Annotated in this window: 1 protein-coding gene; it reads left to right on the top strand. The window is 62.3% G+C overall.

All coding sequences use genetic code 11. From position 1 onward, the window contains the following. Window positions 1-50: 50 nt before the first annotated feature. A partial coding sequence (locus tag NCT32_RS36945; RefSeq protein WP_250491557.1) for an IS30 family transposase occupies window positions 51-928 on the top strand: 878 nt, incomplete at its 3' end.

Below are 928 nucleotides of genomic sequence, written 5' to 3'. Positions count from 1 at the left end.
CGGCGGCCTCAAATCTGAAGTGCAACACCTGTCTCATATAAGGTGTTGCGATGAACGAAAGAACCCAGTACAAGCAACTGCAACCAGAAGAGCGCCTGACCATTGCAAGCCTGCATCTGCAGGGTTCGAGTATCCGGGCCATGGCCCGGATACTCGGGCGCTCGCCGGCCACCGTGAGTCGTGAACTGACGCGAAACAGCTGTCCTGCCGGCTACGCGTCGGTGCCGGCTGAAACGCTCAGGGCCGCGCGCCGCAGCGCGGGGCGCCGGCCCGCAAAGCTTTGCCTGCAAGGCGTCTGCTGGCGTGTCGTTCTCACTCTGCTCGAGTGGAAATGGTCGCCCCAGCAGATATCGGGCACACTGAAGCGAATGTATCGGACCGACCCGACCCAGCAGGTTTCACACGAAACCATCTACACGGCCATCTATGCCCAGCCGCGTGGCGAACTGCGCCGTCAGCTCATTGCGTGCTTGCGCCACGGCCACAGCACGCGCATGCCGCGCACACGGGGCATTGACCGGCGCGGACAGATTCCCGACATGGTCAGCATTCATGTGCGACCGCCTGAAATCGAAGACCGACTGCTGCCTGGACACTGGGAAGGCGATCTCATCAAAGGTGCCGGCAACCAGTCCGCAGTCGGCGTTCTGGTCGAACGGACCAGCCGCCTGGTGCTGCTTGCCAGGATGGAAGATGCCACCGCCGCGTCCGCGCTGGCGGGCTTCTCTGCCAAACTCAATTCGATTGTCGCGCCACTGCGGCAGAGCTTTACCTACGACCAGGGCAAAGAAATGTCGCGGCATAAGGAACTGACCGCCTCAACCGGCGTGAACGTGTACTTCTGCGACCCGCACAGTCCCTGGCAACGCGGCACCTGTGAGAACACCAACGGGCTGCTGCGCCAGTATCTGCCCAAAGGCACGGACCT

The sequence above is a fragment of the Caballeronia sp. INML2 genome, assembly GCF_023631365.1.
Taxonomy (GTDB): domain Bacteria; phylum Pseudomonadota; class Gammaproteobacteria; order Burkholderiales; family Burkholderiaceae; genus Caballeronia; species Caballeronia turbans.
Note: the sequence above shows the minus strand (reverse complement) of the source record. Positions and strands in the feature narration are given on the sequence as shown.